This is a genomic window from Streptomyces sp. NPDC002935, from assembly GCF_040611295.1.
Lineage (GTDB): Bacteria > Actinomycetota > Actinomycetes > Streptomycetales > Streptomycetaceae > Streptomyces.
The window spans coordinates 288,660-314,815 of the sequence record NZ_JBEXNW010000005.1 but is presented as its reverse complement, the minus strand read 5'-3'; the positions used below and the strand labels follow the sequence as shown (position 1 = coordinate 314,815).

The following is a 26,156-nucleotide window of genomic DNA, read 5'->3' as shown; positions in this document are numbered from 1 at the left end:
ACGCGGGTTCGTCCGGCCAAGGCCACGCGGAGCAGTCCGGCGAAGGCCACACAGAACAGGGAGAAGCGCAGTCATGACCCTGGCGGTCCGAGTGATTCCCTGCCTGGACGTGGACAACGGCCGGGTCGTGAAGGGCGTCAACTTCCAGAACCTGCGGGACGCGGGCGATCCCGTCGAGATGGCCAAGGTGTACGACGCCGAGGGCGCCGACGAGCTCACGTTCCTGGACATCACCGCGTCCTCGGGCAACCGTGAGACCACGTACGACGTGGTGCGCCGCACGGCCGAGCAGGTCTTCATCCCGCTGACGGTCGGCGGCGGTGTCCGCACCGCCGAGGACGTCGACAAGCTGCTGCGGGCCGGCGCCGACAAGGTCGGTGTCAACACGGCCGCCATCGCCCGGCCCGACCTCATCCGGGAGATCGCGGAGCGGTTCGGACGGCAGGTCCTGGTGCTGTCGGTGGACGCGCGCAGGACCGCGGACGGTTCCTTCGAGGTGACCACCCACGGCGGCCGCAAGGGCACCGGCATCGACGCCGTCGAGTGGGCCCATCGGGCCGCCGACCTGGGCGCGGGCGAGATCCTGCTCAACTCGATGGACGCGGACGGCACGAAGGACGGCTACGACATCGAGATGATCGAGGCCGTACGCAAGCACGTCACCGTTCCGCTGATCGCCAGCGGCGGAGCAGGCCGGCTCGACCACTTCCCGCCGGCCATCGAGGCGGGCGCCGACGCGGTGCTGGCCGCGTCCGTCTTCCACTTCGGGGACCTGCGGATCGGCGAGGTCAAGGAGACCCTGCGAGGCGCGGGGCATCCCGTCCGCTGACGATCCCGCGCCACCGTTCACGGCCCGCACCCAGGCAGCCTCCGCTGCCGGGCGCGGGCCGTGTTCGTTGTCGTTCCTTGTCGTTCGTTCCCTGTCCGCGTGCCGCGTGCCGCGTGCCGCGTGCCGCGTGCCGAGCTCTGTGCTCTGTGCTCCGTGGCGAAGGGGACGCGTGCCGCGGGCCTTGATGCGCGGGTTCCACGGTGTGTCGGATGCGGTGTGTCGGATGTGGGGTGGCGGCGGGCCAAGACCGGTGATTCTGCCGATGTACGGGCCGGGTCCGGGGCGGACAGTTGCCACCGCAACCACCGAGACGGACCCCGCCGTTTCGCAGCGTGCGCCTTTCGACACCGATGCCAGGGCGGCGCTACGACCGCGGCGCGGGTCCGTCCTCCCTCACCGAGAGGATGCACCCGTGCAGCAGCCGAACCGCCCCTTCCCCGCCGCACCCGTCGGCCCCGCCCCGTCCTCCCGCCGCCCGCACCGGCTCACGAGCCGTCTGGCGCGGGCCGGTCTCGCGGTGCTCCTGGCCGCGGGCGGCCTCGTCGCCGCGCAGGCCACCGGAGCGCAGGCCGTCGGAGCACCGGTCGTCTCGGCGCAGGCCGCCGCGAACCCGTACGAGCGTGGCCCCGCCCCCACGAACGCCAGTATCGAGGCGGCCCGTGGGTCGTACGCCGTCTCCCAGACCATCGTCTCCTCGCTGTCCGTGAGCGGCTTCGGCGGCGGCACCGTCTACTATCCGACCTCGACCAGCGACGGCACCTTCGGCGCGGTCGTCATCTCACCCGGGTACACCGCCTACCAGTCGTCCATCGCCTGGCTCGGGCCCCGGCTCGCCTCGCAGGGCTTCGTGGTGTTCACCATCGACACCCTCACCACCCTCGACCAGCCCGACAGCCGTGGCCGGCAGTTGCTGGCCGCGCTCGACTACCTGACCCAGAGCAGTTCCGTGCGGACCAGGATCGACAGCAGCCGGCTCGGTGTCATGGGCCACTCGATGGGCGGTGGCGGCACGTTGGAGGCAGCGAAGAGCCGCCCCTCGCTCCAGGCGGCGATCCCGCTCACCGGCTGGAACCGGGACACCACCTGGCCGGAGATCAAGACGCCGACCCTGATCGTGGGTGCCGACGGAGACACGATCGCACCGGTGGCCACGCACTCCGAGCCCTTCTACCAGAGTCTTCCGAGCACGCTCGACAAGGCGTACCTGGAACTCAGGGGTGCCACCCACTTCACGCCCAACAGCTCGAACACGACGATCGCGAAATACAGCATTTCGTGGCTGAAGCGGTTCATCGACAATGACACCCGCTATGAGCAGTTCCTCTGCCCGCTGCCGCAGGCCTCGCTGACGATCGCCGAGTACCGGGGCAACTGCCCGCACACCTCCTGACCCGCCCGCACGGTCCGACCCGTGCGCAGGTGACGGCCACCGTTCGCGGTGGCGGTCACCGTCGTGTGTCTCTGGCCCGCGCGGTATACGGGTGCTCGCACGGCACCCCGCCGCCGTCCTTGTGCGGGCGCACAAGCCTTGCCCGCCGGGCCTGGGAGCGCGCCCAGCGACGACCCCTGTCAGGGCCTGTCCGCCCTGGTCACAAGGGGTTTGCGGGCCCAGCGGGACAAGGGAACGCGGGACTTCCGCCGTCGTTTACGCAGAAGTAACGTGACGGTCGTGACCGGAAACGCGACAGTGCGAAGTCCTCTCCGGACCGCGGGCCGGAGCACGTTACCGCCCCCCGCTCGGGGTACGTCGAACGAACCGGACCGCAGCCGCGAGCCCGGTCGGGCACCCGCTCCCGGGCGCGAGCCGGAACCGCTCGCCGAGCCGGGTTCCACGGCGCCGCCGCCCACCGCGCCGGGCGACGGCACCTGTTCGGTCCGGCCGCCCGCCGTGCCGGGCGACGCCACCCGTGCGGTCCGGCCGCCCGCCGCGCCGGCCAGGGCGGACCTGTTGCTGCTGTTGGTGGCGGCCGAGCGGGAGCGGGACGGGAGGGCGGCCGGGGCGGACGCCGTGGTGGTGCTCGGGGCGGCCGGGGCGGGCGGACTCGACGCGGGTGCGCTGGACGCCGCCGAGGCCGCGGGACTCCTCGAACTCGCCGGGGGCCGCATCCGCGTCGTCGATCCGTGCCTGGCCCGTACCGTCTACGCGGCCGTCCCGCCCGCCCGTCGCCGCGCGGCCCACCGTCTGCTGGCCGAGGCCCACGCAGGGGGTCCGCGCGCCCTGCCCGTCCTCTTCCACCGGGCCTCGGCGGCCACCGCTCCCGCCCCCGGCCTCGGCGACGCGCTCGCCGCCGCGGCGGAGCTGCCGGGCGGCGGACCGACGCACGCGGAGCGTTCGGCGGCCTGGGCGCGGTCGGCCGAACTCGCCGCCGACGAGGGCCCGCGCGCCGTCCGCCTGATCAACGCCGCCGATCACGCGAGGCTCGCCGGACTGCCGCACCGCGCGCGGGAGTTGCTCGCGCGGGCCGGGTGCGAGGGCTCGCGCGACGCCGTGCGCGGGGCGGCCCAACTGGTCGGCGGGCAGCTCGCCCTCCAGGACGGCCCGGTCGCCGACGCCCGTGAAGCGCTGCTGCTGGCCGCCGAGTTACTGGCTCCCACCGACGCCCACCACGCCCTGGCCGCCCGGCTCGCCGCCGTCGAGGCGTCCTGGGCGATGGGCGACGCGGCGGCGTGCGTGGAAGCCCTGGACCTGGAGGCCCTGGACCTGGAAGCCCCGCACCACACTCAGGAACAGCCCGCATCCGACCGGCGGCTCGCGGCGTACCGGGAGGGGATGTCCGCGGTGATGCGCGGGCGCCCGGACACCGGACGGCGATGGCTGCGGGAGGTGGTGGCCGGAGCGGGGGAGGCCGGGACCCTCGACGGCCCGGAGATCCTTCTGCGGGCCGGGAGCGCCGCCCTCGTCGTCGGTGACCTCCCCGCCGCCTGCCGCGCCAACTCCCGTGCGCTCGCCGTCGCCAGGGCCCGGGGCCCGCACATCCTGATCGCCCAGGCGCTGGAACGCCTGGCCTACGGAGAGCTGCGTGCCGGCCGGCACGCGCGGGCCCGCGCCCACGCCGAGGACGGTCTGCGCACGGCCCTCGGCGCCGGTCAGAGCAACCTCGCGGCACACCACCACGCGATCCTCGCGCTGGTGGCGTCGGTCGAGGGGTCCTCGGAGGCCGTCGCGGAGCATGCCGCGGCCGCCGAACGCGTCGCCGCGCCCCACGGTCTCGCGCAGGCGGCCACGCTGTCCCAGTGGGCGCGGGCCCGCGCCGCGGTCACTTCGCGGTACGGATGCTCGCCGTCCCCTGCTTCGTGGAGGCGGCGGCCCGCACCGGCCAGTCGGAGGCCGCCCGGTCCGCGGTGGCCGAGTTCGCCCACTGGGCCGCGCAGGGTGCCGATCCCCAGGCCCCGGCCCAACTGGCCCGCTGCCGTGCGCTGCTGAGCGGCCCCGAGGAACGCGAGGCACTGTTCACCACCGCGCTCGACCGACACGACGAGGTGGCCGGGGACTTCGAACGCGGCCGCACCCAACTCCTGTACGGCGCCTGGCTGCGACGCCGGCGCAGACCGGGTGAGGCCCGCGGCCGGCTGCGGGACGCCCTGGTGTCCTTCGAGCGCGGCGGAGCACTCGGCTGGGCCGCGCAGGCCCGGGCCGAACTGCGGGCCACCGGGGACGCCGGACCGTGTGAGCCGGCCGGTCCGCTCGCGCTCCTGACCCCCCAGCAGCTGCGGATCGCCCGCTGCGTGGCCGAGGGCGCCACCAATCGCGAAGTGGCGCTGCGCCTGTCCGTGAGCCCCCGCACCGTGGACCATCACCTGCGCAATGTCTTCGCCACCCTGGGCGTCCGATCCCGCGTCGAGCTCTCCCGAATGGTGGACCGGGCCGAGAAGACCACCGCACACCCCTAGGTACCGACCGGGCGGTATGTCATCCTGCGGGATCAGGAGGTCCGGAGCACCCGTGTGCCGCGCGTCGGCCGACCGGGCGGTCCGGACCGAGCCGACTCCGGTGGAGGACAGCGATGCAGCACCTCGTACCCGCCCACGTTCGGCCCCTGCCCGGACCGCGGCCCCCGGTACGGGCCGCCCGCCCGGCCGTGGACGCGGAGGCCCTCTCGGTACTGCACCGCGCCGCCCGGGCGCTGATGGCCGGGCTGCCCGAACTCACGGAACGCCTGATGGACCTCCTCAGGGAGCGCGAACCCGCGTACCGCGCGGCCATGGAGGCCGACGCGGAGAGCGTGCGTGACGAGGTACAGCGCTCGCTGCGGCTCAACGTCGGATCGTTGATCCGCCCGGGTGAGCTGCGCGAGGCCGCCCAGCGCTGCTCCTGGGCCATCGGCAGGGCCCGTGCCGAACGCGGCTTCCCGCTGGACGCCCTGCTGCGCGCCTTCCGGCTGGGCGGCGGCATGGTCTGGCAGGAGCTCGTCGACGAGACGACCCGCCGCCACCCCTCCGACGCCCGTCTGCTCGTGCATGTGGCCGCCGACGTGTGGAACTTCGTCGACGACCACTGTGCCGTCGTGGCCGACGCCTACCGTCAGACGGAGCGCGAGCTGATGTGGCGCAGGGAGAACCGGCTGCGGCTGATGACGGCCGCGCTGCTCGACGGCACCGCACGGATCGCGGATCTGCCGGCCACCGCGGCCGCCCTCGGGCTTCCCGAGCAGGGCCGGTACGCGGTCGTGCTGGCCCGCCTGCCGGTCGGGCGGGCGTTCGCGGACGCGCGGGGCCAGGTGCACCTTTCGGGCTTCCGGGTCCTCTGGTACCGCGACCGAGACCGGGACAACGGCGGGAGCTACGGCATCGTCCTGCTCGGCGACCACGGCGACCACGGCGACCACGGCGACCACGGCGACCACGGCGACCACGGCGACCACGGCGACCACGGCGACCACGGCGACCACGGCGACCACGGCTGCGACGGGGACGAACCGGGTCACGGCCATGAGAGCGGTCTCCTCGACGCAGGTCCCGAGCCGAAGGCCGCCTCGGCCGCCGAGGGCGGTCCGGGCCGCGGGTACGGCCGTGACGCGGAGCGCCCCCGGACGCACGGGCTCGACACGGACGCCGGGGAGATCGCCCGTCGGCTGACCGCCCCGGCGATCGCGCGAGTCGGGGTGAGCCCGGTGGTTGACGGTCTCGCGGCGATCGGTGACGCCCGTCGCCTGGCCGACACGGCGCTGCGGGCGTGCCCGCGGTCCGGCGGAACCGTCGTGCTGGAGGAGCATCTGCCCGCCGCGCTCGTCGTCTCCGCGCCGGTTCTCGGCGCGGCGCTCTCCGAGCGGGTTCTCGGGCCGCTGCTGCGGCTGGACCTGTCCGACCGGGACATCATGCTGGACACGCTGACGGCCTGGCTCGCCTGCGACGGTTCCGCCCAGCGGGCCGCCGGCCGGCTCTACTGCCACCGCAACACGGTCCTGAACCGGCTGCGCCGCTGCGAACAGCTCACCGGCCGCTCGCTGACCCGGCCCGCGGACGTCGTGGAGCTGTCGCTGGCCCTGGCCGCCCACTCCCTGCTCGACCCGCCGTGACCGTCCGCGCTCGACCCGCCGTGACCGTTCGCCCGATCGCCGCCGGCGGCCGGCGTTCCGTGCGCTGATCCCGTCCGCGAAGGAAGCCCCGGCCATCGGGTGGCCGGGGCTTCCTTCGACGAAGATGTGAAAGGGAAATTGCGCAATTTTGATTGCGCAACTTCTCTTTCACATCTAGCGTGAGGATATGACGCGCAAGGAAGACCGCCGGATCACCGACATGGGCACGCTGAAGGCGATCGCCCATCCGCTGCGGATGCAGCTGTACCGCGCCCTGCACATCGCCGGCGCGGCCACCGCTTCCCAGCTGGGCGAGCAGGTCGACGAGGCGCCCTCGCTCGTCAGTTACCACCTGCGCAAGCTCGCCGAGCACGGGCTGATCGAGGAGGCCGAGCCGCGCAGCGGGGACGGCCGTGAGCGCTGGTGGCAGCCCGCGTCGCAAGGGCTGAGCGTCCACGACGAGGACTTCCGGAGCGCGCCGGAGAAGGCCGCCGCCCACACCGCGTTCGCCCGGCTTCTCGTCGACCAGCGCGCCGGCCTCTACCGGCGCTACCTGGACGAGCGGCACGCCTGGGGCGCCGAGTGGACCGGCGCGTCATCCGACGTCGAGTCCACGCTGCGCCTGACACCGGCCGAACTGACCGAACTCAACAAGGAGTTGCGCGACGTCATCCGGAAGTACGACGAGAAGGGCCGCGCGGAGGAAGCGTCCGGTGACACCGAAGGGCGCGAGAACGTCGCGCTGCACCTGTACGGATTCCCGTTCCGCACCTGACCCGAGAGCCCGTCCGCCCCAGCGAGCGCGTCCGACCCCGAGAGGACTCGGCCCCGTGACCACGACCGCAATACCCACCCCCACCCAGGACCCCGCCCAGGCCTCCGGGAGGCCCGCACACCGCGATGGCAACGTCCTGCGCTGGCTCGGTGCCTACACCTCGTCGATGATCGGCGACAACGTCCTCTACATCGCGCTGTCCTGGGCCGCCGTCCAGGCCGGTACGCCCTCCCAGGCCGGGCTCGTGATGGCCGTCAGCGCCGTGCCGCGTGCCCTGCTGATGCTGGGCGGGGGAGTGGTCGCCGACCGCTTCGGGCCGAGGAAGGTCGTCATCGGCAGCGACGCGGTGCGCTGCGCGGCCGTGCTGACGATCGCCGCGCTGCTCTTCACGACCAGTCCCGGGCTGTGGCTGCTGGCCCTGCTCGCCGTCGTCTTCGGCATCGTCGACGCCGTGTTCATGCCCGCCGTGGGCGCCCTTCCCGCCCGGGTCACGGGCCGGGACCAGCTCGCCCGGGTGCAGGGCATGCGGGGTCTCGCGGTCCGCTTCGCCAATGTGCTGGGCGCCCCGCTCGGCGGCCTCGCGGTGGCCCTCGGCGGCTCGGCGACGGCGTTCGCGCTGGCGGGCGGGCTCATCGCCGTGTCGGTGCCGCTGCTGATCTCCGTACGCATGCGGGAACTGCCCTCGGACGACGCGGCGGACCCGGTGGACCGCACCGCCTGGCGCGACCTCCGCGACGGCCTGCGCTACATCCGCGGCCACCGCGTCCTCGCCCCGCTCATCGCCGCCATCGCCCTCGGCGACCTCGGCTTCGTGGGACCGCTGAACGTGGGACTGACCCTGCTCGCCGACCGGCGCGGCTGGGGCGCGTCCGGGATGGGCTGGGTGATCGCCGCGTTCGGCGTCGGCGCGGGAGCCGCCGCACTGCTGCTGACCCTGCGCGGACGACTGCCGCGCGCGGGGACCGTGGCCGCCGTGGCCATCCTCGGTGGCTCCGTGGCGATCGGCGCGCTCGCCTTCGTGCCGAGCGTCGCCGGGGCCGTCGGCGTCGCCCTCCTCGTCGGACTGCTCGCCGGTCTCAGCGGCGCCCTGTGCGGCGCGCTGCTCCAGACCCAGTCCGACCCCGCCTACCTGGGCCGGGTCACCGCCGTCGCCGGCATCGTCAGCCTGGGCCTCGCGCCGCTCAGCATGCCGCTGACCGCCGCCGCGGTCGGCTGGTGGGGCACCGGACCGGTCTTCGTCACCAGCGCCGCGGTGTGCGGCCTCGGCGGCGTCCTCGCCCTCGGCGTACGGGACCTGCGGCGCGCCGAACTGCCCCGCTGACCGGCCGGGGACGCCGGCGAAGTACTCGTCGCGTTGCTCGGCCGCGGCCGAAGGGTCCGGCACGGCCTAAGGGTCCGGCGCGGCCGAAGGGGGCGGCCTCGGCCGAAGGACCCGAGGCCGGCGTCCTCAGATCCCGATCTGCTTCGCCTCGTGGAGCTTGGCGATCGCGTCCTTGTCGCCGTCCAGCTCGACGTCCGCCATCCCCTGACGGCCGAACGCGAACAGCAGCAGTTCCGAGGGCTCGCCGGTCACCGTCACGACCGGCGTGCCCTTGTTCAGCACCGTCGTCTGGCCGTTCGGGCGGCGCAGGACCACACCCGTCGGGGCGCCGCGGCCCATCAGCCGGGCCGTACGCTCCAGGCGCGACCACAGGGCCTCCTGGAACACCGCGTCCAGCTCGCGCGGCGTCCAGTCCGGCTGCGCGCGCCGCACGTCCTCGGTGTGGACGTAGAACTCGACCACGTTCGACGCCTCGTCGAGCTGCTTCAGCGAGAACGGGGAGAGGCGGGGCGGCCCGGTACGGATCAGCCGGATCAGCTCCTCGTACGGCCTCTCCGCGAACTCGGCCATCACCCGTTCGAGTCGGGGCGCGAGCTGCTTGACGAGGAGGCCGCCCGCGGCGTCGGGGCGGCGCTCACGGACCACCACGTGCGCGGCGAGATCCCGGCTGTTCCAGCCCTCGCACAGCGTCGGGGCGTCCGGGCCCACGGAATCCAACAGGTCGGCGAGGAGAAGTCGTTCACGCTTGGCATGGGTCGACATGCCAGCCAGCCTACGACCGGGCAGCCGCTCCGCCCAGCGGAGAGCGCGGCGGATCCGACGGCGTCCGGCCTGTGGACAACCACCCGGTCCGGCCTGTGGACAACGGCCGGATACGCCGGTCCGGCGCGGCACAATGGCATCCATGACCAGCACGCCTTCGCCCAGCAGCCTGGACCCCGAGATCGCCGCCCGCCTCAAGCGCAGCGCCGACGGACTCGTCCCCGCCATCGCCCAGCAGTACGACACCGGTGAGGTGCTGATGCTCGGCTGGATGGACGACGAGGCCCTGCATCGCACGCTCACCACCGGCCGCTGCACCTACTGGTCGCGCAGCCGCCAGGAGTACTGGGTCAAGGGCGACACCTCCGGCCACTTCCAGCACGTCAAGTCCGTGGCCCTGGACTGCGACGCCGACACCGTCCTCGTGCGGGTCGACCAGGTGGGCGCCGCCTGCCACACCGGAGCCCGCACCTGCTTCGACGCCGACGTGCTGCTGAAGGACGCCGGCCACCGCCCCGAGGACGCCGATTCCGGCGTACCGGCCCGGAATCAGTAAGGTCAGCCGCCATGGATCTCGAGACGTTCCGCAAGCTGGCCACCGACCGCCGTGTCATCCCCGTCAGCCGCAAACTGCTCGCGGACGGCGACACGCCGGTCGCGCTCTACCGCAAGCTGGCCGCCGAGCGCCCCGGCACGTTCCTGCTCGAATCCGCCGAGAACGGCCGCACCTCCCTGTCCTGGTCCCGCTACTCCTTCGTGGGAGTCCGCTCCGCCGCGACCCTCACCGAGCGGGACGGACAGGCGCACTGGCTCGGCACCCCGCCCGTCGGCGTTCCCGTGGACGGTGATCCGCTCGCGGCCCTGCGCGCCACCATCGAGGCGCTGCACACCCCGCACGGCGAGGGACTGCCCCCGTTCACCGGCGGCATGGTCGGCTATCTGGGCTACGACATCGTGCGCCGCCTGGAGAAGATCGGCCCCGGCGACCGGGACGACCTGAAACTGCCCGAGCTGACCATGCTGCTCACCAGCGACCTGGCCGTCCTGGACCACTGGGACGGCTCGGTCCAGCTGATCGCCAACGCGATCAACCACAACGACCTGGACACCGGCGTCGACGAGGCCTACGCGGACGCCGTCGCCCGCCTCGACGCCATGGAGGCCGACCTCTCGCGCGCGGTGTCCCAGCCGCCCGCCGCGCTCCCGCCCTCCGAACTCCCCGAGTACACCGCGCTCTGGGGCGGCCCCGACTTCCAGGACGCCGTCGAGGACATCAAGGAGCGCATCCGGGCCGGCGAGGCCTTCCAGGTCGTCCCCTCCCAGCGCTTCGAAACACCGTGCACGGCCAGCGCGTTGGACGTCTACCGGGTACTCCGGGCGACCAACCCGTCGCCGTACATGTACCTGTTCCGCTTCGACGGCTTCGACGTCGTCGGCTCCTCCCCGGAGGCCCTGGTCAAGGTCGAGGGCGGGCAGGCGATGGTGCACCCGATCGCGGGCACCCGGCCGCGCGGCGCGACCGTCCAGGACGACCAGGCACTCGCCGACGAGCTGCTCGCCGACCCCAAGGAGCGCGCCGAGCACCTCATGCTCGTCGACCTCGGGCGCAACGACCTCGGACGGGTCTGCGAGCCCGGCTCCGTCGAGGTAGTCGACTTCATGTCCATCGAGCGGTACTCGCACGTGATGCACATCGTCTCCACGGTGACCGGCCGGGTCGCCGCGGGCCGTACGGCCTTCGACGTGCTCACCGCCTGCTTCCCCGCCGGCACCCTCTCCGGCGCGCCCAAGCCGCGCGCGATGCAGATCATCGACGAACTGGAGCCGTCCCGGCGCGGGTTGTACGGCGGCTGCGTCGGCTACCTCGACTTCGCCGGCGACTCCGACACCGCCATCGCCATCCGTACGGCCCTGCTGCGCGACGGCACGGCGTACGTCCAGGCCGGCGCCGGCATCGTCGCCGACTCGGTGCCGGCCGCGGAGGACGACGAGTGCCGCAACAAGGCGGCGGCGGTCCTGCGCGCGGTGCACACGGCCAACCGTCTCGGCCGGTAGGGGCGAACCGGCCCGGACAGCCGTCCGGCGGCCCGCCGGAGCCCGGCCGACCGCGCCCGCCGGGGGTCTCGTACCGCCGACTCCGGACGTCGGCCGACCGCGCCCGCCCAGGGTCTTACCGCCCGCTCCGGGCCTCGGCCGACCGCGCCCGCCCGGGGTCGTACCGCCCGCTCCGGACGCCGGCAGACGCGGGTGCGACCCGGGCCGTACGAGCGTCGGCGACGGGCACTGGGACGAGGCTCACGTGAACCCGGGTGACGGTTCGCCCGGGGTTCAGGCGATAGTGGACGACGTGACTGCTGTACCTCACCCCCGATCCGAAGCCGCGGGACCCGCCCGGTCCGGCCGCCGCAGCCTCGCCGTGACCCTGCTGAGCGGCGCGCTCGGCGCGGCCGTGGCCCTGCTGTCCACCCGGCAGAGCTGGGCGGAGGGGACCGCGACCGTGGCCGGCGGCGCCTTCCCGCTGACCGTCAAGGGCAGCGACGTCACGGGCGTGCCCGCGGCGCTCGCCATAGTCGGCCTCGCCGCGCTCGTCGCCGTCTTCGCCGTACGCCGCTCCGGCCGCCTCCTGGTCTCCGCGCTGCTCGCGCTCTCCGGAGCGGGCACGGTCGTCGCCGCCGTCCTCGGCGCGAGCGACAGCTCCGCCCTCGACGAGCGGGCCGCCGCCGCCTCCGGCAACACCGCCGCCACCGCGGGCGCGCTCAGCCACACCGTCTGGCCGTACGTCGCCGCCGCCGGTGGAGCGCTCATCCTGCTCGCCGGGCTGCTCGCCGTCCGCTACGGACGTCTGTGGCCGGCCATGTCCGGCCGCTACGAGCGGGACGGCAGGCCCCGGCCCCGCAAGGCCAAGCCGGTCGACCCCGACCGCCCCGAGGACCTCTGGAAGGCACTCGACCGGGGCGAGGACCCGACCGGTCCCGACCCGGCCGGGACCTAGGTCCCGGCGCCCGGCGGGCCGTACGCCCCGGGTCCTTCGTCGTGACTCGGCCGGACGGACGCGCGAGGCACGACCCCCCCGCTCACGGCAGGCCCGTACGTACGGGACAATGGACGGTGAGCGTCCGACTCACACACGCATACAGCAACGAGGAGCAAGTCATGGCGGGCAGCAGCCACGGTCACACCCCGGCCGCCTGGACCGGTGTCATCATCGCCTTCATCGGTTTCTGCATCGCGGGTGCCTACATGGTGATGGCCGAACCGCTGGGCTTCTGGGGCGGCATGGTCGTCGTGGTCCTGGGCGGTGTCGTCGGCATGGTCATGCGGAGCATGGGGCTGGGCCAGCCCAAGACCGCGGCCGAGCAGCCCGCGCGTACCGCTCGCGAGACCGTGAGCGCCGACGCCTGACCCACCGAGGCTCCGCCGAAGGCGGTCCCGGCACACGCCGGGGCCGCCTTCGGCATATGCGGACGCGCGCCCGCCACGCGCGAAGGGCAGAATGCGTCGGGTGAACGCCGAAACCCAGAGCGTGACGCGGACCGGGACGGGCGCCGGTGCGGTGCTGCGGCGGCTCGCCGTCCCCGGTGGGATGCTCGCGGCCGTCGTCGGAGCCTTCGCGTACGTCGGGGCCGTCGACCCCAATCAGCCCGGTCACTACCCGGTCTGTCCGCTGCTGCGCCTCACCGGCCTCTACTGCCCCGGCTGCGGCGGTCTGCGCAGCGCGCACGCCTTCGTGCACGGAGACCTCGCCACGGCGCTCACGGACAACGCGCTCGCCGTCGGCGGCTACCTGGCCTTCGCGGTGGTGTGGGCCGTCTGGGTGATCCGCGCGGCGCGCGGACGGCCGGCGCGGCTCGATCTCGGACCGGTCCACCTGTGGACCGTGGGCGCGTTGGTGCTGGTCTTCACGGTTGTCCGGAACCTGCCGTCCGGCGGCTGGCTGCATCCTTGATCAAATGACAAATGTCCAGGTAATGGGACCGGCGTCAACCGGATGCGAGGGCTACGCCTTCCTCCGGATACCATCGCAGTGAGCCGACTTTTCCGTCAGGGACGGTGAACCCGGGTCGGCAGCTCAACCGCTTCAACCGTCCACCGCAGGGAAGGGGGCCGCTCGCGTGAGTGTGCTCGACGAGATCATCGACGGAGTCCGTGCCGACCTCGCGGAGCGGCAGGCGCGCGTCAGCCTCGACGAGCTCAAGGAGCGCGCGGCGAAGGCTCCGGCGGCCAAGGACGGCGTGGCCGCCCTGCGCGGCGACGGCGTCAAGGTCATCTGCGAGGTCAAGCGGTCCAGCCCGTCCAAGGGCGCTCTCGCCGCGATCGCCGACCCGGCGGCCCTGGCCGCCGACTATGAGGCGGGCGGCGCCGCCGTCATCTCCGTCCTCACCGAACAGCGCCGCTTCGGCGGTTCGCTCGCCGACCTGGAGGCCGTCCGCGCCCGCGTGGACGTCCCGGTGCTGCGCAAGGACTTCATCGTCACCTCTTACCAGCTCTGGGAGGCCCGCGCGTACGGCGCCGACCTGGCGCTGCTCATCGTGGCGGCCCTCGAACAGCCTGCCCTGGAGTCCCTCATCGAGCGCGCCGTGTCCATCGGGCTCACGCCGCTGGTCGAGGTGCACGACGAGGACGAGGTCGAGCGGGCGGTGGACGCCGGCGCGAAGATCATCGGTGTCAACGCGCGCAACCTCAAGACGCTGAAGGTCGACCGCACGACCTTCGAGCGGCTCGCCCCCGAGATCCCCGACGGCCTCGTCAAGATCGCCGAGTCCGGTGTGCGCGGCCCGCACGACCTCATCGCGTACGCCAACGCGGGTGCCGACGCGGTCCTGGTCGGCGAGTCCCTCGTCACCGGCCGCGACCCGAAGACCGCCGTCTCCGACCTGGTCGCGGCAGGCGCTCACCCGGCCCTGCGGCACGGACGGGACTGACCTGCCGGTGTCCGCCCCGACCCTCGCCCCCGCCGTACCCCGTCCGGGCCCGTGCCCCGACGGCGTACCGGCGCGCGCGGGGTCGGCCCTGCCGCGTCCGGCCGGCGAGGTCTCGCCGTCCCGGGCCGGGTCAGCCGTGCCGGGGCCGGACGACGGGGGCCCGCTCCCGGCCGTCGCGCCGGGCACACACCCCTCCCTCCTTCCCGGGGACACGTACGCCGGGCGCCCTCGTGTGCCGTCCGCCGCCGTGCTCCCGGTCCCTTCGGCGGCCCGTGACCCCTACGCCCGGCTCGCCCGCGGCTGTCGGCCGCGTGGCTGCCGGGCGCCCGCACGCCGTGTGCACGGGCGCCGGGTCCGTTACGTCATCGGCGACGAGCCGGGTCAGGTCAACGGCATGCGATGGCCCGGGCGCGTACGCGCGCTCGCGCCCTCCCCGGCCTAGTCCACCGCAGAGGTGGACCGGGCCTAGTCCACCGCAGAGGTGGACCGAGCCCTGTCAGGCACCGCACCTCCAGTCCTCGCGACGGCACGTCCGTCGCGTGCGCGGGTGGCCCGGCAGCGGGGCGGGTGCTCTCACCGACGAGATCGTCGGTGACGGCGGAGCGCGGGTGCGTCCGGCTTCCGTGACCCCTGTCCGATCCCGTAACCGGGGCTGTCGCCCCTGCGAGGTATCCGCATGCCCAGCGAGTTCTTCATTCCCGACCCCGAGGGTCAGATCCCCAGCGCCGAGGGCTACTTCGGTGCGTACGGCGGCAAGTTCATCCCGGAGGCGCTGGTCGCCGCCGTGGACGAGGTCGCCGTCGAGTACGACAAGGCGAAGGCGGACCCCGAGTTCGCCCGCGAGCTCGACGATCTGCTCGTCCACTACACCGGACGCCCGAGCTCCCTCACCGAGGTGCCGCGCTTCGCCGAACACGCCGGTGGCGCGCGGATCTTCCTCAAGCGCGAGGACCTCAACCACACCGGCTCGCACAAGATCAACAACGTGCTCGGCCAGGCCCTGCTCACCCGGCGGATGGGCAAGACCCGCGTCATCGCGGAGACCGGCGCCGGCCAGCACGGCGTCGCCACGGCCACCGCCTGCGCGCTCTTCGGCCTCGAATGCACCATCTACATGGGTGAGATCGACACCCAGCGCCAGGCACTCAACGTGGCCCGGATGCGCATGCTCGGCGCCGAGGTCATCGCCGTGAAGTCCGGCTCCCGCACCCTCAAGGACGCCATCAACGAGGCGTTCCGCGACTGGGTCGCCAACGTCGACCGCACCCACTACCTCTTCGGGACCGTCGCGGGCCCGCACCCCTTCCCCGCCATGGTCCGCGACTTCCACCGGGTCATCGGCGTCGAGGCCCGGCGGCAGATCCTGGAGCGCGCGGGCCGACTGCCCGACGCCGCCGTCGCCTGCGTCGGCGGCGGCTCCAACGCCATCGGCCTCTTCCACGCCTTCATCCCCGACAGCGGCGTACGCCTGATCGGCTGCGAGCCCGCCGGGCACGGGCTGGAGACCGGGGAGCACGCGGCGACCCTGACCGCCGGCGAGCCCGGCATCCTGCACGGATCACGGTCGTACGTCCTCCAGGACGAGGAGGGCCAGATCACCGAGCCCTACTCGATCTCGGCCGGACTCGACTACCCGGGCATCGGCCCCGAGCACTCCTACCTCAAGGACAGCGGACGCGGCGAGTACCGCGCCGTCACCGACGACGCGGCGATGCAGGCCCTGCGGCTGCTCTCCCGCACCGAGGGCATCATCCCGGCGATCGAGAGCGCCCACGCGCTCGCCGGTGCCCTGGAGGTCGGCAAGGAGCTGGGCAAGGACGGGCTGATCGTCGTCAACCTGTCCGGGCGCGGCGACAAGGACATGGACACGGCCGCCCGCTACTTCGGCCTCTACGACAACGGCGTAGACGCCGTCGTCGCCGCGGACGCCGACAGCGAGAACGCCGAGATCGAGGGGGACGCCAAGTGAGCGGCAACATCGAGCTGTTGAGCGACACCCTCGCCGCGGCGAGGACGGAGGGGCGGTCCGCCCTCATCGCGTACCTGCCGGCCGGGTTCCCGACCGTCGACGGCGGCATCGCCGCCGTCAAGGCCGTCTTCGACGGCGGCGCCGACGTCGTCGAGATCGGGCTGCCGCACAGCGACCCGGTCCTCGACGGACCCGTCATCCAGACCGCCGACGACATCGCCCTGCGCGGCGGCGTCAGGATCGCGGACGTGATGCGGACGGTCCGGGAGGCCTTCGAGGCCACCGGCAAGCCCGTCCTCGTGATGACGTACTGGAACCCGATCGACCGCTACGGCGTCGAGCGCTTCACCGCCGAGCTCGCCGAGGCGGGCGGCGCGGGCTGCATCCTGCCCGACCTGCCCGTCCAGGAGTCGGCGCTGTGGAGGGAGCACGCGCAGAAGCACGGCCTCGCGACCGTCTTCGTCGTCGCGCCCAGCAGCAAGGACGCCCGGCTCGCCGAGATCACCGCGGCGGGCAGCGGCTTCGTCTACGCGGCCTCGCTCATGGGTGTCACCGGCACCCGGGAGTCGGTCGGGGCCCAGGCGCAGGACCTGGTGGCGCGCACCAAGGCCACCACCGAGCTGCCCGTCTGCGTCGGCCTAGGTGTCTCCAGCGCCGCGCAGGCCGCCGAGGTGGCCGGCTTCGCCGACGGCGTGATCGTCGGCTCGGCGTTCGTGAAGCGGATGCTGGACGCGCCCGACGAGGCGGCCGGTCTCGAAGCCGTACGGGCACTCGCGGGCGACCTCGCGAAGGGTGTGCGCGGAACGGCGTAACGCCACCGCGAGGATCCGCACGTAACGGACAATCCGCTCACCCGAACGAGTGGACCTTGGACCGGGGAGGCGCGCTGCGCCTCCCCGGTTCGTTCTGCCGGATGTGAGCGAGAAGAACCGTGACGGAAAGCGCAACGCCCGCGAGCGGCTGGCGGTCGAGCGAGAGAAGCAGAAGGCCGCGGAGAAGCGCCGGCGCGCGCTGATCGTGGGGGCGTCGGTGGTCTGCGTCCTCGGCCTGGCCGCCGTGATCGGCGTGGTGGCCGCCAACGCAGGCAAGGACAAGAAGAGCGACACGTCGGGACCGGTCGTGTCGCCCTCGGGCGCCACCGGCAAGGACAGTCTCGCGATCCCCGTCGGCAAGGACAGCGCCAAGTCGACCCTCACGGTGTGGGAGGACTTCCGCTGCCCGGCCTGTCAGGCGTTCGAGACGGCCTACCGCCCGACGATCCACGAGCTGGTCGACTCCGGGCAGCTGAAGGTCGAGTACCACCTCGTCACGCTGATCGACGGGAACATGGGAGGCAGCGGCTCCCGCAAGGCCGCCAACGCCGCGGCGTGCGCCCAGGACGCCGGGAAGTTCAGCGCGTACCACGACGTGCTGTACGAGAACCAGCCCAAGGAGACCGACGACGCCTTCGCCGACAACAGCAAGCTCATCGAGCTCGCCGGCAAGGTCGACGGCCTGGACACCCCGGCCTTCCGCGGCTGCGTCAACGACGGTACGCACGACAGCTGGGTCGAGAAGTCGAACGCCGCGTTCCAGAGCAGCGGCTTCACGGGCACACCGACGGTGCTCCTCGGCGGCAAGAACATCTACGCGGACCAGTCGATGACCCCCGCCAAGCTCAAGCAGATGGTGGAGGCGGCCAACAAGGGCTGAGCCGTCCGCAGGCTCCGGCGCCCCCCGCCTGTCCGCGGGCCGGGGGCGCCGCACGTTATGGACCCGTTGCGGGGCCGCCCGCCGTGGGTGGCGTCCGGCACGGTAGCGTCGACCCTGCCATGGAACTTGCCTACATTCCCAGCCCGTCGCACGGTGTGCTGCACCTCGGCCCCATTCCGTTGCGCGGCTACGCGTTCTGCATCATCATCGGCGTCTTCGTAGCCGTCTGGCTCGGCAACAAGCGCTGGATCGCCCGGGGAGGGCGGACCGGCACGGTGGCCGACATCGCGGTCTGGGCCGTGCCCTTCGGCCTCGTCGGCGGCCGGCTCTACCACGTGATCACGGACTACCAGCTGTACTTCAGCGAGGGCCGTGACTGGGTGGACGCCTTCAAGATCTGGGAGGGCGGGCTCGGCATCTGGGGCGCGATCGCGCTCGGCGGGCTGGGCGCGTGGATCGGGTGCCGCCGCCGGGGCATCCCGCTGCCCGCGTGGGCCGACGCCCTCGCGCCCGGTATCGCCTTCGCCCAGGCGATCGGGCGCTGGGGCAACTGGTTCAACCAGGAGCTGTACGGCAGGGCCACGGACCTTCCGTGGGCGCTGCACATCACGTCCTCCACGGACGGGCGCGTCCCCGGCTACTACCACCCGACGTTCCTGTACGAGTCCCTGTGGTGCGTCGGCGTCGGCTTCCTGGTCATCTGGGCCGACCGCCGCTTCAAGCTCGGCCACGGACGCGCCTTCGCCCTGTACGTCGCCGCGTACTGCGTCGGCCGGGGCTGGATCGAGTACATGCGCGTCGACGACGCCCACCACATCCTGGGCCTGCGTCTCAACGACTGGACCGCGATGGTGGTCTTCCTCCTCGCGGTGCTCTACATGGTGCTCTCGTCCCGGCTGCGTCCGGGGCGCGAGGAGATCGTGGAGCCGGGCGCCGAAGCGGACGCCCCCGCCGAGGACGACGAGTCCGCTTCCGGCAAGTCCGTTTCCGGTAAGGACGAGGCCGAGGACGAGGCCGCGGCCAAGGACGGCGACAAGAACAAGGCCGGGGACAAGGCCGGGGACAAGAGCGAGGCCGGGGCCGACGGCGACTCCGTCGACCTCGACAAGCCGGCCGTCACCGAGTCCGTGACGTCGAGGGAACCCGCCGGGTCCGCCGGGTCCGCATCCGAGACGGAGTCCGAGACGGAGTCCGAGAAGGAGTCCGACGCGGAGTCGGAGGCGGAGTCCCAGTCGCGGGACGAGGCCGGGTCGGCCAAGAAGAGCTGAGTTCTCCCCGTACACCGAGTGCACCGAAGGGGGCGCCGCGTCCTGGAACGCGGCGCCCCCTTCGCGTTGTCTCAGACCAGGCGCTGCGCGAGGGCGAGGGTGCGGCGGGCGCCCGTGACGACCGCCGCGTCGATGAAACGGCCGTCCGGCAGGGCCTGGGCCCCCGGATCGGCGGCGGCCGCCCGGATGACGGCCTCGGCGGAGTCGACCTCGGCCGGGGTGGGGAGATAGGCCCGCTCGATGATGGGGAGCTGGCGGGGGTGGATGGCCGCGCGTCCGAGGAAGCCGAGGGCGCGGCCGTGCGCGCAGGACGAGGCCAGGCCCTCCACATCGCGGATGTCGGGGTAGACCGACTGGACGGGCGGGGGCAGTCCCGCCGCCCGGGCGGCCACGATCAGGCGGGCCCGGGACCAGTCCAGCCCCGCCTCGTCGCGGACGCCGAGGTCGGCCCGCAGGTCCGTCTCGCCGAGCGCGATACCGCGCAGAGCGTGATGGGACGACGCGATGGCGAAGGCCTGCTCCACGCCCAGAGCCGTCTCCAGCAGGGCGTAGAGCGGGATCGTGCCGCCCTCCGCGGGGGTCGCGCTCTCCGCCACCCGTACGACGTCGGAGCGCGAGGTCACCTTCGGCAGGCGCAGACCGGACAGGCCGGGGAGCGAGGAGAGCGTCTTCAGATCGGCGTCGGCGAACGGGCCGTCGAGGGCGTTGACCCGGACGTGCACCGGGACGGGCGGCGGTTCGGCGAGGAGGTCGGCGGTGGCGGCGCGGGCGTACTCCTTGCGGTGCGGGGCGACCGCGTCCTCCAGGTCGACGAGGACGACGTCCGCACCGGAGGCGAGGGCCTTGGCCACCACCTCGGGACGGTCGCCGGGCACGTACAGCCAGGTGAGGGGCAGGAGTTCCGCCGTCACAGCGCGCCCTCCGCTCTCAGCTCCTCGATCTCGGGCCCCGTCAGGCCGAGTTCGGTGAGCACGGCGTCGGTGTCCGCGCCGTGCGGGCGGCCCGCCCAGTGGATCGCACCGGGCGTGGCGGAGAGCCGGAAGAGGACGTTCTGCATGCGCAGCGGGCCCAGTTCGGGGTCGTCGACGGTGGTGACCGAGTCCAGGGCCTGGTACTGCGGGTCGGTCATGACGTCCCGGACGTCCTGGATGGGGGCGATCGCCGCCTCCGCCTCCTCGAAGGCGGCGAGGACCTCGTCGCGCTTGCGGCAGGCGATCCACGCGCCGACCGCCCCGTCCAGGACGTCGGCATGGCGTGCCCGGTCCGCGCCGGTCGCGAACCACGGCTCGTCGATCACGTCCGGGCGGCCGACCAGCCGCATCACCCGCTCGGCGATCGACTGCGCCGACGTCGAGACGGCGACCCAGGAACCGTCCGCCGTGCGATAGGTGTTGCGGGGCGCGTTGTTCGCCGAGCGGTTGCCGGTGCGGGGCTGGACATGGCCCAACTGGTCGTACCAGATCGGCTGCGGGCCGAGGACGGTCAGGATCGGTTCGATGATCGCCATGTCGATCACCTGGCCCTCGCCGGTGCTCCCGCGCGCGGTCAGCGCGGTCAGCACGGCGTACGCCGTCGCCAGTCCGGCGATCGAGTCGGCCAGGCCGAACGGGGGGAGGGTCGGCGGCGCGCCCGGCTCGCCGGTGATCGCCGCGAAGCCGCTCATCGCCTCCGCGAGCGTGCCGAAGCCGGGGCGGTGCGCGTACGGGCCGAACTGGCCGAAGCCGGTGACCCGGGCGAGGACCAGACGGGGGTTGGCCGCGGACAGCTCCTCCCAGCCCAGGTCCCACTTCTCCAGTGTGCCCGGGCGGAAGTTCTCGATGATCACGTCGGCGTCGGCGGCGAGCCGGAGCAGGGTCTCGCGGCCGCCGCGCTTCGACAGGTCGAGCGTGATCGTGCGCTTGTTGCGGCCGAGGAGCTTCCACCACAGGCCGATACCGTCCTTCGAGGGACCGTGCCCCCGGGACGGGTCCGGTTGGGCGGGGTGCTCGACCTTGACGACCTCCGCGCCGAAGTCGCCGAGCATGGTGGCGGCGAGCGGCCCCGCGAACAGGGTCGCGAGGTCCAGGACGCGCAGGCCGCTGAGGGGGCCGCCCGCCGGGTGCCCGCTCACGCGCCGGCCTGGGCGTCGATCTCGGAGCGGTACGGCATCGAGGACGAGGCCCCGGGCCGCTGTACCGACATCGCGGCGGCCGCCGACGCCCACGCCAGCGCCTCCGGCATCTCCCGGCCCTCGGCGAGCGCCACCGCGAGGGTGCCGACGAAGGTGTCGCCCGCTCCGGTGGAGTCGACGGCGGTCACCCTGGGCGCGGGCACCGTGACGGGTTCGGCGCCCCGGGCCGCATACAGGCTGCCCTCCGCGCCCAGCGTGACGACGACCTCCGGGACCTGTTCGAGCAGCGCGGCGGCCGCTCCGTGCGGGTCGGTGAAGCCGGTGAGCGCGGCGGCCTCGTGCTGGTTGGGCACCAACAGGTCGATGACGGCCAGTAGTTGGGGCGGAAGGAACTGTGCGGGGGCGGGGGTCAGGATCGTCCGGACGCCGTGCCGGCGCGCGGCCTCCGCGCCGGAGAGCACGGCTTCCAGCGGGATCTCGAGCTGGAGGAGCAACGCGTCGGCGCTGGCGATGAGGCCCTCGTCGCCGGGGGCGAGGGAGGTGACGGTGCCGTTGGCGCCGGGGATGACGACGATCGCGTTGCCGCCCTCGTCGTCCACCACGATGTGTGCGGTGCCGGACGGGCCCTCGGTGGTGCGCAGATGGTCGGTGTTCACGCCGAAGTGCTCCAGCGTGGAACGGAGCTGGCTGCCGAAGGCGTCGGCGCCCACCGCGCCGATCAGGGAGACGTCGGCGCCCGCGTGCGCGGCAGCCACCGCCTGGTTGGCGCCCTTGCCGCCGGGGATCGTGCGGAACTCCCGTCCCGTCACGGTCTCTCCGCGCTGCGGGGCTTTGGCGACATACGCGACGAGGTCCATGTTCGTGCTGCCGAGCACGGCGATATGGGTCATGGGCGAACGGTCTCCCGTTGTGTGAGGTGGGCGAGGGCGTCGAAGCCGATGCCGTTGAAGTCGGCGACGGAGGTGGCGAGCCGGTTCTTGAGGGGGCTCGTCCAGCGGTCGGGCAGGCCGGCGGGGTCGCCCGCGAGCAGGCCCGCGATGCTTCCGGCCGTCGCGCCGTTCGAGTCGGTGTCCAGGCCGCCGGACACCGCCCGGCAGACCGAGCCGCCGAAGTCGCCGTCCGCGTGGGTGAGGGCGGCGGCGATGATCGCGGTGTTGGGGACGGCGTGGACCCAGTGGCAGTCGCGGTGGGTGCTGTGCAGTTCGTCGACGACGGTGTCGAAGTCCGGTGTCGTACGGGCGAGTCGGACGGCATGGCGGACCGCTCGGGCCAGCCGGGAGCCGGGCGGGACGACGGTCAGCCCGGTCCGCAGACAGGCGTGGATGTCGCTCGCCCCGGTGGCCGCCTCGGCGATGGCGGCGGCCGTGAACATCGCTGCGTAGACGCCGTTGGCCGTGTGGGTGAGGGTGGCGTCGCGGTGGGCCTGTTCCGCGGCTCCGGCCGGGTCGCCCGGGTTGGTCCAGCCGTGCACGTCCGCGCGGATCAGGGCGCCGATCCATTCGCGGAACGGGTTGTGACGGCGGGCGGTGTCCGGGGGTTCGATGCCGCTGAGGAGATTGCGGTACGCGACGCGCTCCGCGGTGAAGGTGCGGCCGGCGGGCAGTTCGTCCAGCCAGAGGCGGGCCACGTCCGCGGTGGTGAAGTCCCTGCCGTGGCGCTGGAGCAACAGAAGGTTCAGGAGGGGGTAGTTGAGGTCGTCGTCCTCGGGCATGCCGTCGATGTTCTCGGCCAGGGAGGTGGGCGCGGAGCGCCGGTTCCAGGGGTGGGCGTCCAGGAGGTCCTGGGGTACGCCCCGCGCGGTGAACCACGTGTTCAGGGGCCAGTTGCCCGAGGCCCGGGCGAGTGCCCGGATCGCGTGGAGGGGGAGCTTCTCCACGGGTTTGCCCAGCAGGCAGCCCACGGCCCGGCCGAGCCAGGCGGCTTCCAGGCGGGCCCGGGCGGGAGCGGGCGCGGGCGCGTACCGAGGGGGCGGCCAGCTGGGGCAGCCGGCCTTGATCAGGGCCAGATCCGTCGGCTCGTCGTCCGCCAACCGTCTCGGCAGGGCGGCGAGTTCGTCGAGGAGATCGGCCGCGAGGCGGCGCAGGGACGGTGAGGCCGGGGTCGTCGACGCGCCGGCGCGGAGCGGGGCCTGCCGACCGCCCGCCGCGCGCCAGCGGGCGGCGACGGCGGCCGGCTCGCGGCCGTCCTGGGCGGCCTGGTGGAGCTCGTGGCCGAGGAGGTCCTCGGGTTGGACCCAGGTCAGTCGGAGCACGGCGTTCCCGCCAGCGCGGCGTACGCCGCCTCGTGGGCCCGGCGGCGGTGGACATCGCGGTCGAAGATCTCCCGGGTCACCTCGGCGAGCGTACGCGCCGGGGCGTCCAGGTCGAGGCGGCTGGACTCGGCCACCGTCTTCGACCAGCCGTGCGGGACCTCGGAACCCAGCGCGCCGGAGAGGGCACCGGCCATGGTGGCGATGGAGTCGCAGTCGCGGCCGTAGTTGACCGAGCCGAGGACCGCGTGCCGGAAGTCGCCGCCGGACACCAGCAACATGCCCAGGGCGACGGGGAGTTCCTCGATGGAGTGCAGACGGGAGGGCCGGCGGGCGCCGAGGGAGGGGGAGCGGTAGTCGGGGCCGACCGTGTCGTACGGGGCCACCGCCCGGCGCAGCGGGACGAGCGCCGACTCGAAGTCCGTGTGGCGGGAGGCGACTTCGCAGACCGCCTCGACGGCTTCGCGGGTGCCGTCCTTGGCCAGCGACAGGCACGCGGCGACGACCGAGTCGGGGGTCGCGCCGGGCGAGCAGGCCGCCGCGACCGCCGCCGCGAAGACGCCCGCGGCCTCACGGCCGTACGAGGACTGATGGGCGCCGGCGATGTCGAGCGCCTCGGCGTACGCGCCCGCCGGGTTCGCCGCGTTGACCAGGCCGACCGGGGCCATGTACATCGCGGCACCGCAGTTGACGATGTTGCCGGCGCCGGCCTCGCGGGGGTCCACATGGCCGTAGTGGAGGCGGGCGACCAGCCACTTCTCGGCGAGGAAGATCCGCTGGAGGGGGAGCGCCTCGGCCTCCAGTTCCGGAATCCAGCGGGGGGTCGTCATCAGGTCGGGGACCAGGTGCTCGGCGACGGCGTAGGCGTCGAGGTGGTCGCGGACGGTGGCGTACACCCGTACCAGCGCGTGGGTCATCAGGGTGTCGTCGGTGACGTGTCCGTCGCCCTTGTGGTACGGGGCGATGGGGCGGGCGGTGGGCCAGTCGTCGCCGTTCCAGGGGCCGACGACGCCGCGTACGCGGCCGCCGTGGCGTTCGGCGATCTGCTCGGGGGAGTACCCCTCGACGGGGCCGCCGAGCGCGTCGCCGACGGCGGCTCCGACGAGGGCTCCGGTGATCCGTTCGTCGAGGGTTCCCGTTCCTTCTCCTTTGGGCGTCATGCCCGAATCATCCCTCTGGGGCCGCCAGTTCCGGGGAATCGAGCGGGTCGGCGAGTCCTGTCGCCTCCAGGAGTTCGGCGAGCCCGATGAGATCCGTCCCCGTCAGGCGGGGCAGCGCGCAGCCGGAGAGGGTGCGGCAGGCGTCGCGCCAGGAGGCGGGGATCGCGGCGGCGCCGCCGAGCGCCCCGGTGAGCGCGCCGGCCAGGGCGGGGGCCGAGTCGGCGACCCGGGACAGGCACGCGGCGGCGGGCACCGCCTCGGCGATCCGGCCGCGCGCTGCCAGCGCCAGGGCCAGGGCGACGGGGACGGTCTCGGCCGCCGCGATGCCGTAGCTGTAGACGTGGTCGACGATCTGGTGCTCCAGCAGGGGGACCAGGGCGAAGGTGCTCTCGCTGCCTTGGGCCAGTGCGAGGGCGTGGCGGGCGTTGCGGCCGATCTCCGTCGCGGCGGGCAGTTCGGCGAGGGCGGCGTCCACACAGGTGTCCACGGGGTGCCCGGCGAGGGCCAGTGCAACGGCTGCGGCCATGGCGCGGGCACCGTGCACGCCGTCGCCGTCCTGGGTGTAGCGGGCGTCGAACTCGGCGAGTTCCGCGGCGAGTCGGGGGTCTCCCGGGTGGGCCACGGCGAGCACACAGGCCCGTACGCAGGCGGCGTCGTCGAAGTAGTGGGGGTTGTCGTGTCCGGTGGCGGGCGGGCGCAGTCCGGTGGCGAGGTTGCCGAGTCCGGCGCGCACCGAGATCCGGGCGCGCAGCGGGAGCAGGGCGGACTCGACCTCGGGGGCGCGGTCCGCCGCGGCGGCGACCTCGCTGGCGACGGCGTTCCAGGACAGGTCGATGGACGCTCGCATCCTGCGGTCCAGGCTCAGGTCGCCGAGCGCCGTGGTCTCCCCGGCCCGCAGCACGGCCTCCGCGGCGAACGCCGCCCACTCGGCGTCGTCCGACGGGCCGAGCCGCAAGGGCTCCGGCGGCTGGTTCAGCGCGATCGGCACGGGCAGGGTCGTCGTCGCGTTCTGCTCCGCGAAGGTGTCCAGCTCGCGGGTCAGCCGCCGCGTCCACTCGGGCATCCGCGCGGCCCGGTGCCGTGCGGCGGGCCATCCCGCGGCATCGCCCGCGGCCAGCCCGAGTAGCAGCCCCTCGATCCGCCGCACCCCCGCCCCCACGGACCCCGTCACCGGGAAACTCCCCCGCTCCCGGACCGTCCCACCCCCGCCCACCACACTGAGCGCCACCGTCGCGCCCACCGGACCGTGCACACCCGGCTCCGCCCCCGCACCGGCCGCCCCTGACCCCGCCACGGGACCGAGCGCGATCGGCTCCGCCCCCACACCGAGCGAAACCGCGTCCACCCCCGCAGGGAGCGAGTCCCGCTCCGTCTCCGGGTGGGGCGCCCCTGGTTCTGCCGCCGGGGCGGGCGACCCCGGCTCTGGTGGCACGCCGAGTGAATCCGGCTTCGGCGCCACGGCGAGGGGCTCCGGTGCCGGGGCGGGCGATCCCGGCTCTGTCTTCGGGCTGAGCGAGTCTGGCTGCGCCGCCATGGCGAGGGCACCCGGTCCCGCCGCCACATCGAGTCGAACCGTGTCCGCCC

Annotated in this window: 25 protein-coding genes; 18 read left to right on the top strand and 7 right to left on the bottom strand. The window is 73.7% G+C overall.

Annotation, left to right across the window (positions count from 1 at the left end; translation table 11 throughout):
• The first annotated feature begins 73 nt into the window (after positions 1-73).
• The 7 genes from hisF to ABZX90_RS09090 all read left to right on the top strand — a co-directional run bounded on the left by hisF (position 74) and on the right by ABZX90_RS09090 (position 8,441).
• The gene (gene hisF / locus ABZX90_RS09120; RefSeq protein WP_351128625.1) at positions 74-829 is read left to right on the top strand and encodes an imidazole glycerol phosphate synthase subunit HisF; all 756 of its coding nucleotides are present in this window, start codon (positions 74-76) and stop codon (positions 827-829) included.
• A 517-nt stretch (positions 830-1,346) separates the two neighbouring features.
• The gene (locus ABZX90_RS09115; protein WP_355202927.1) at positions 1,347-2,219 is read left to right on the top strand and encodes a dienelactone hydrolase family protein; all 873 of its coding nucleotides are present in this window, start codon (positions 1,347-1,349) and stop codon (positions 2,217-2,219) included.
• Between the two features lie 498 nt (positions 2,220-2,717).
• The gene (locus ABZX90_RS09110; RefSeq protein ID WP_355202834.1) at positions 2,718-4,253 is read left to right on the top strand and encodes a hypothetical protein; all 1,536 of its coding nucleotides are present in this window, start codon (positions 2,718-2,720) and stop codon (positions 4,251-4,253) included.
• The gene (locus ABZX90_RS09105; RefSeq protein ID WP_355202831.1) at positions 4,172-4,720 is read left to right on the top strand and encodes a helix-turn-helix transcriptional regulator; all 549 of its coding nucleotides are present in this window, start codon (positions 4,172-4,174) and stop codon (positions 4,718-4,720) included. The genes ABZX90_RS09110 and ABZX90_RS09105 overlap by 82 nt, the downstream gene beginning before the upstream one ends.
• Positions 4,721-4,833: 113 nt before the next feature.
• On the top strand, positions 4,834-6,345 hold the full coding sequence (locus ABZX90_RS09100; protein ID WP_355202829.1) for a helix-turn-helix domain-containing protein: 1,512 nt from the start codon (positions 4,834-4,836) through the stop codon (positions 6,343-6,345).
• Positions 6,346-6,532: 187 nt separating this feature from the next.
• Positions 6,533-7,120 carry a helix-turn-helix domain-containing protein gene (locus tag ABZX90_RS09095; protein WP_355202826.1) on the top strand — a complete coding sequence of 196 codons (588 nt, stop codon included), beginning with the start codon at positions 6,533-6,535 and terminating at the stop codon, positions 7,118-7,120.
• Between the two features lie 55 nt (positions 7,121-7,175).
• A complete protein-coding gene (locus ABZX90_RS09090; protein WP_355202824.1) occupies positions 7,176-8,441 on the top strand; it encodes an MFS transporter in 1,266 nt (421 codons plus the stop codon).
• A 126-nt stretch (positions 8,442-8,567) separates the two neighbouring features.
• Here the strand turns inward: ABZX90_RS09090 and ABZX90_RS09085 are convergent, their stop codons facing one another.
• Positions 8,568-9,203, bottom strand: coding sequence for a TIGR03085 family metal-binding protein (locus tag ABZX90_RS09085; RefSeq protein ID WP_351128613.1), 636 nt, complete (start codon positions 9,201-9,203; stop codon positions 8,568-8,570).
• A gap of 142 nt (positions 9,204-9,345) precedes the next feature.
• Here ABZX90_RS09085 and hisI point away from each other — a divergent pair, with 142 nt between their 5' ends.
• From hisI to lgt, 11 genes are all read left to right on the top strand, one after another.
• A complete protein-coding gene (gene hisI / locus ABZX90_RS09080) occupies positions 9,346-9,759 on the top strand; it encodes a phosphoribosyl-AMP cyclohydrolase (protein ID WP_351128611.1) in 414 nt (137 codons plus the stop codon).
• Positions 9,760-9,770: 11 nt separating this feature from the next.
• Positions 9,771-11,258 carry an anthranilate synthase component I gene (locus ABZX90_RS09075; RefSeq protein WP_351128609.1) on the top strand — a complete coding sequence of 496 codons (1,488 nt, stop codon included), beginning with the start codon at positions 9,771-9,773 and terminating at the stop codon, positions 11,256-11,258.
• A 283-nt stretch (positions 11,259-11,541) separates the two neighbouring features.
• Positions 11,542-12,195, top strand: a complete 654-nt coding sequence (locus ABZX90_RS09070; protein ID WP_351128607.1) for a TIGR02234 family membrane protein — start codon at positions 11,542-11,544, stop codon at positions 12,193-12,195.
• A 161-nt stretch (positions 12,196-12,356) separates the two neighbouring features.
• Positions 12,357-12,605: an HGxxPAAW family protein gene (locus tag ABZX90_RS09065; protein ID WP_351128605.1), complete on the top strand. Its 249-nt coding sequence runs from the start codon at positions 12,357-12,359 to the stop codon at positions 12,603-12,605.
• 91 nt (positions 12,606-12,696) lie between these two features.
• Positions 12,697-13,149: a DUF2752 domain-containing protein gene (locus ABZX90_RS09060; RefSeq protein WP_351128602.1), complete on the top strand. Its 453-nt coding sequence runs from the start codon at positions 12,697-12,699 to the stop codon at positions 13,147-13,149.
• A 166-nt stretch (positions 13,150-13,315) separates the two neighbouring features.
• Positions 13,316-14,125, top strand: a complete 810-nt coding sequence (gene trpC / locus ABZX90_RS09055; RefSeq protein WP_351128600.1) for an indole-3-glycerol phosphate synthase TrpC — start codon at positions 13,316-13,318, stop codon at positions 14,123-14,125.
• Between the two features lie 232 nt (positions 14,126-14,357).
• Positions 14,358-14,567, top strand: a complete 210-nt coding sequence (locus ABZX90_RS09050) for a tryptophan synthase subunit(beta) (RefSeq protein WP_351128713.1) — start codon at positions 14,358-14,360, stop codon at positions 14,565-14,567.
• 234 nt (positions 14,568-14,801) lie between these two features.
• On the top strand, positions 14,802-16,094 hold the full coding sequence (gene trpB, locus ABZX90_RS09045) for a tryptophan synthase subunit beta (protein WP_351128598.1): 1,293 nt from the start codon (positions 14,802-14,804) through the stop codon (positions 16,092-16,094).
• A complete protein-coding gene (gene trpA, locus ABZX90_RS09040; RefSeq protein ID WP_351128596.1) occupies positions 16,091-16,906 on the top strand; it encodes a tryptophan synthase subunit alpha in 816 nt (271 codons plus the stop codon). Before trpB ends, trpA begins: the two co-directional genes overlap by 4 nt.
• A gap of 103 nt (positions 16,907-17,009) precedes the next feature.
• Complete coding sequence (locus ABZX90_RS09035) at positions 17,010-17,786, top strand: thioredoxin domain-containing protein (protein WP_351128594.1); 777 nt, start codon at positions 17,010-17,012, stop codon at positions 17,784-17,786.
• A gap of 119 nt (positions 17,787-17,905) precedes the next feature.
• Positions 17,906-19,054: a prolipoprotein diacylglyceryl transferase gene (gene lgt / locus ABZX90_RS09030; RefSeq protein WP_355202815.1), complete on the top strand. Its 1,149-nt coding sequence runs from the start codon at positions 17,906-17,908 to the stop codon at positions 19,052-19,054.
• Between the two features lie 71 nt (positions 19,055-19,125).
• On the opposite strand, the gene ABZX90_RS09025 is transcribed toward lgt, so the two are convergent.
• Genes ABZX90_RS09025 through ABZX90_RS09000 form a run of 6 tightly spaced genes read right to left on the bottom strand, consistent with a single transcriptional unit; the run spans position 19,126 to position 26,106 of the window.
• Positions 19,126-19,965 carry a CoA ester lyase gene (locus ABZX90_RS09025; protein ID WP_351128590.1) on the bottom strand — a complete coding sequence of 280 codons (840 nt, stop codon included), beginning with the start codon at positions 19,963-19,965 and terminating at the stop codon, positions 19,126-19,128.
• The gene (locus tag ABZX90_RS09020; RefSeq protein ID WP_355202812.1) at positions 19,962-21,164 is read right to left on the bottom strand and encodes a CoA transferase; all 1,203 of its coding nucleotides are present in this window, start codon (positions 21,162-21,164) and stop codon (positions 19,962-19,964) included. The genes ABZX90_RS09025 and ABZX90_RS09020 overlap by 4 nt, the downstream gene beginning before the upstream one ends.
• A complete protein-coding gene (gene rbsK, locus ABZX90_RS09015; RefSeq protein ID WP_351128586.1) occupies positions 21,161-22,054 on the bottom strand; it encodes a ribokinase in 894 nt (297 codons plus the stop codon). The genes ABZX90_RS09020 and rbsK overlap by 4 nt, the downstream gene beginning before the upstream one ends.
• On the bottom strand, positions 22,051-23,415 hold the full coding sequence (locus tag ABZX90_RS09010) for an ADP-ribosylglycohydrolase family protein (protein WP_355202809.1): 1,365 nt from the start codon (positions 23,413-23,415) through the stop codon (positions 22,051-22,053). Before ABZX90_RS09010 ends, rbsK begins: the two co-directional genes overlap by 4 nt.
• On the bottom strand, positions 23,403-24,572 hold the full coding sequence (locus ABZX90_RS09005; protein WP_351128582.1) for an ADP-ribosylglycohydrolase family protein: 1,170 nt from the start codon (positions 24,570-24,572) through the stop codon (positions 23,403-23,405). Before ABZX90_RS09005 ends, ABZX90_RS09010 begins: the two co-directional genes overlap by 13 nt.
• 7 nt (positions 24,573-24,579) lie before the next feature.
• Positions 24,580-26,106 carry an ADP-ribosylglycohydrolase family protein gene (locus ABZX90_RS09000; protein WP_355202806.1) on the bottom strand — a complete coding sequence of 509 codons (1,527 nt, stop codon included), beginning with the start codon at positions 26,104-26,106 and terminating at the stop codon, positions 24,580-24,582.
• Positions 26,107-26,156: the final 50 nt, after the last annotated feature.